4 protein-coding genes are annotated in these 3950 nt (G+C 64.8%); all 4 read left to right on the top strand.

The window, feature by feature from the left end:
- The coding region (locus J0I64_RS02810; RefSeq protein WP_291406106.1) for a GFA family protein at positions 1 to 470 on the top strand (470 nt) is incomplete at its 5' end.
- Positions 467 to 946, top strand: coding sequence for a GFA family protein (locus tag J0I64_RS02805; RefSeq protein WP_291406105.1), 480 nt, complete (start codon positions 467 to 469; stop codon positions 944 to 946). The genes J0I64_RS02810 and J0I64_RS02805, both read left to right, overlap by 4 nt.
- 23 nt (positions 947 to 969) lie before the next feature.
- Entirely contained in the window at positions 970 to 2613 is a 1644-nt protein-coding gene (gene cimA, locus J0I64_RS02800; protein WP_291406104.1) for a citramalate synthase, read from the top strand.
- Between the two features lie 80 nt (positions 2614 to 2693).
- The coding region (locus tag J0I64_RS02795) for a hypothetical protein (RefSeq protein ID WP_291406103.1) at positions 2694 to 3950 on the top strand (1257 nt) is incomplete at its 3' end.

Below are 3950 nucleotides of genomic sequence, written 5' to 3'. Positions count from 1 at the left end.
GCCAGTGTGGCGCGGTGCGCTACCACGCCACCGAAATGTTCGACAATTCGCACATCTGCCACTGCCGCATGTGCCAGAAGGCGGTCGGCAATATCTTTGCGGCCCTCGTTGCCGCCCCGCGCGAAGTGATCACCTGGACCCGCGGTATCCCCAGCCGCTTCCGCTCGTCCGATCACGTCGATCGCGGCTTCTGCAGCAAATGCGGTACCCCGCTTTTTTACGAAGATATCACCGGCAACCGGGTCAATTTCACCATCGGCTCGCTCGACCATCCCGAACTCTTCCCGCCCGGTGCCAATACCGGCAATGAGGGGCGCGTGCCCTGGTTCGATACGCTGCAAGGGATCGAGGACGGTGGCATCACCGAAGCGCCCGACCGCAAGGATTGGTGGAGCGGCATCAAGGCCACGAACAATCAGCATCCCGACCACGACACGGCCACCTGGCCGCTGCAGAGGGGTGAAGGATGACAGAGACCTGGGCCGGAGGTTGCCAATGCGGTGCTGTGCGCTATCGCTTCACGCGAAAACCGCGCAGCGCCCATCTTTGCCATTGCCGCATGTGTCAAAAGGCGTTCGGCGCCTTTTATGCACCGCTGGTCGGCAGTGAAATGGAGAATTTTGTCGTCACCCGGGGAGTCCTCGCAATCTTCCGGTCTTCTGATCTGGTTGAACGCGGCTTCTGCCACGAGTGCGGCACGCCGCTGAGCTTCGCCCATGTCGGCGGGCATTGGATGAGCGTCTCCATTGGTTCCCTCGACAACCCCGAGGCCTTTCCGCCAAAGGATCAGCATGGCGCCAATAGCCGCATTCATTGGGTCAGTGACTTGGGTCAATTGCCCGATGTCGCACCTATTGAAGAGCGTGCCCCTGAACGCGCCGCTGCCATTGCGCTCACCAACCACCAGCATCCCGACCACGATACGGCCACCTGGCCGCAGAAATAACGACGAAAACAGTAGGCCCCAACATGTCCCGAGATCGCCTCTACCTTTTCGACACGACCCTGCGCGACGGAGCGCAGACGGCCGGCATCGAATTCTCGCTCGAGGACAAGATCGCCATTATTGACCTGCTGGAAGAACTCGGCCTCGACTACGTCGAAGGTGGCTATCCCGGGGCCAACCCCATCGACACGGCCTTTTTCGAAAAGCAGCGCACCAGGAACGCTGTTTTCACCGCCTTCGGTATGACCAAAAGGGCAGGGCGCTCCGCCGCCAATGATCCCGGCGTGCAGGGCCTGATCAATTCCGCCGCCACGGCCACCTGCTTTGTCGCAAAAGCCTGGGATTATCAGGTCGATCTCGCCCTCGGCTCCAACACCGAAGAACACCTCGAAGGCCTCGCCGATACCGTTCGCACCGCCGCTGCCGCCGGCAAGGAAGTGCTGATCGACCTCGAGCACTTCTTCGACGGGTTCAAGGCCAATCCCGAATACGCGCTGTCCTGCGTCACCACGGCGCTCGAAGCTGGCGCTCGTTGGGTCGTCCTCTGCGACACCAATGGCGGCACCATGCCGTCCGAAGTGCGCACCATCGTTGGCACCGTGCTGAAATTCGCCCCCGGCGAAAAGCTTGGCATCCACCCCCATGACGATACCGGCCAGGCCGTCGCCAATGCGCTCGCCGCCGTCGAAACCGGCGTCCGCCAGATACAGGGCACGCTCAATGGCCTCGGCGAGCGCTGCGGCAATGCCAATCTCGTCACGCTGATCCCGACCCTGGTCCTCAAGCCCTATTATGCCGAACGCTTCGAAACCGGCGTCGCGCCCGAAGCGCTCGAGCGCCTGACCCATATCTCCCGCGCCTTCGACGATCGTCTCAACCGCGCCCCGGCGCGCCAGGCGCCCTATGTCGGCGCCGCTGCGTTTGCCACCAAGGCCGGCATCCACGCCTCGGCCCTGCTCAAGGATTTTTCGACCTATGAGCACGTGCCGCCCGAAAGCGTGGGCAATGAACGCGCCATCATGGTCTCCCAGCAGGCCGGCAAGTCCAACCTTCTTACGGCCCTCGCGCGCCATAATATCGTTCTCGAAAAGGACGATCCGCGTCTCGAAAAGCTGCTGGCCACGGTCAAGCAGCGCGAAATGCGCGGCTATTCCTATGACGGAGCTGACGCCTCCTTTGCCGTCCTCGCCCGCTCGGTCCTCGGCACTCTGCCCAATTTCTTCGACGTCGAGCACTATCGCGCCATGGTCGAGCGTCGCCACAACGCCATGGGCGAAGAGGTCACGGTCACCGAGGCGGTGGTAAAGGTCCGGGTCGATGGCCAGTTGCTCATGTCGGTGGCCGAAGGCAATGGCCCGGTCAATGCGCTCGATCAGGCGCTGCGCAAGGATCTCGGCATTTATTCCGCCCGCATTGAGGACCTGGAGCTGGTCGACTTCAAGGTCCGTATCCTGGACGGCGGCACGGGCGCGGTCACCCGTGTACTGGTTGAAAGCAAGGATGGCACTGGCGAACGGTGGAGCACCATCGGCGTCTCGTCCAATATCATTGATGCGTCCTTTGAAGCTCTGTATGAATCAATCACATACAAGCTGTTGAAGACCGAAGCGGCCGAGGGGGCCACCGTGTTGGCGACAGCGCGGCCGGCCCACAAGGCGGCCGGCTGACAACTGTCCGGGAGGGCAAACTGGCCGAAACTGCTCCGAAACGACCTCTTGCCCTGACGATCGGGGCAGTTGCCGTCACGTTGATCGCCATCGCTGGCGTCTTTGTCGCTCCCACTGTGGTAACGTGTTTCAATAGCCCCGATGGCATGGGCCAGTGCATTCGGGGCAAGTTGACCGATATCGGGCTCTTCCCCAAGACGCCCGTCGTTGAAACGGCAAAGGCCGAGACGCCCGCCCCGGCGGTGCAGCCTGCCGCGCCGGCTGGGGAATTGACCCCGCCCGCCCTCGACGTCACCCCGCCCGCTGAACCGGCAAACGTGCCGGAAAATCTCGTTGCCGCCAGTTTTGGCCTGCTGCGCGCCGAGCCCGATGGCTCCGTTGTCATCGCCGGCAGCGGCCGCCCCGGGAGCGAAGTCGAAGTCTATTCCGACGACACCCTTCTCGGCAGCACCACCGTTGAAAGCTCCGGCGATTGGGTCTTTGTGCCCGATCATCCGCTACCGACCGGCGGGGTCGAGATCACCCTTGCCGAGCGCGGCAAGGAGGGCAAAGCGGCTCAGTCCTTCGTCGTCGTCGTCAATGACGACAAGTCGACCCAGCCGCTGGTCGTCGCCAGCACGCCCGGCCAGGCCAGCGAAATCCTGCAGGGTCTCGCTCCCCCGGCCACCACTGCCGTAGCCGCCGCGACACCGGCAACCCAGCCGGCCACCACGGCCGTCGCTGCCGCGACCCCCGCCACCCAGCCGGCCGCTGCGCCAAGCGCTGCGCCCGCTACCACTCCGGTCGAACCAGCCCCGGTCGCCGTCGCAGCCGCGCCTGCCGCAACCCCCGCCGCGCCGGCCACCCCGGCAACCACGACGCCGGCTCCGGCTGAAACTGCCGCAGCCGCGTCTCCCGCTGCTGCGGCCACTCCGGCCGAAACGCCAGCCGCCGTCGCCGCTGCTCCTACGGCCCCGGCTGCACCCGCCGCGACGACACCGGCCGCTGCCGCTCCTGCTGCAACAGCAAGCACACCTGAAACCGCCGTCGCCATAGCCAACGAACCGGCAGCTCCGGCCGCTGCACCTGCGACCACGACCGTGCCGGCCGCCCCTACGACCGCTCCCGCCACGCCGCTGGCATCCGTCCCGCCCACGATCGACGCCATCGAAATCGAAGGCAACCGCACCTTCTTTGCGGGCGCTGGTCCTGATGGCGGCATTGTCCGTCTCTATGTCGATGATGCCTTCGTTGCCGATGCGACCATCGAAGGCGGCCGCTGGCTCGTCGAAGGCGGCGCTGTCCTCAAGGCGCCGAGCCAGCGCGTCCGCGCCGACCTGCTCGCGCCTGGCTCGTCG

It is taken from the genome of Devosia sp., from assembly GCF_017307565.1.
Taxonomy (GTDB): Bacteria; Pseudomonadota; Alphaproteobacteria; order Rhizobiales; family Devosiaceae; genus Devosia.
Note: the sequence above shows the minus strand (reverse complement) of the source record. Positions and strands in the feature narration are given on the sequence as shown.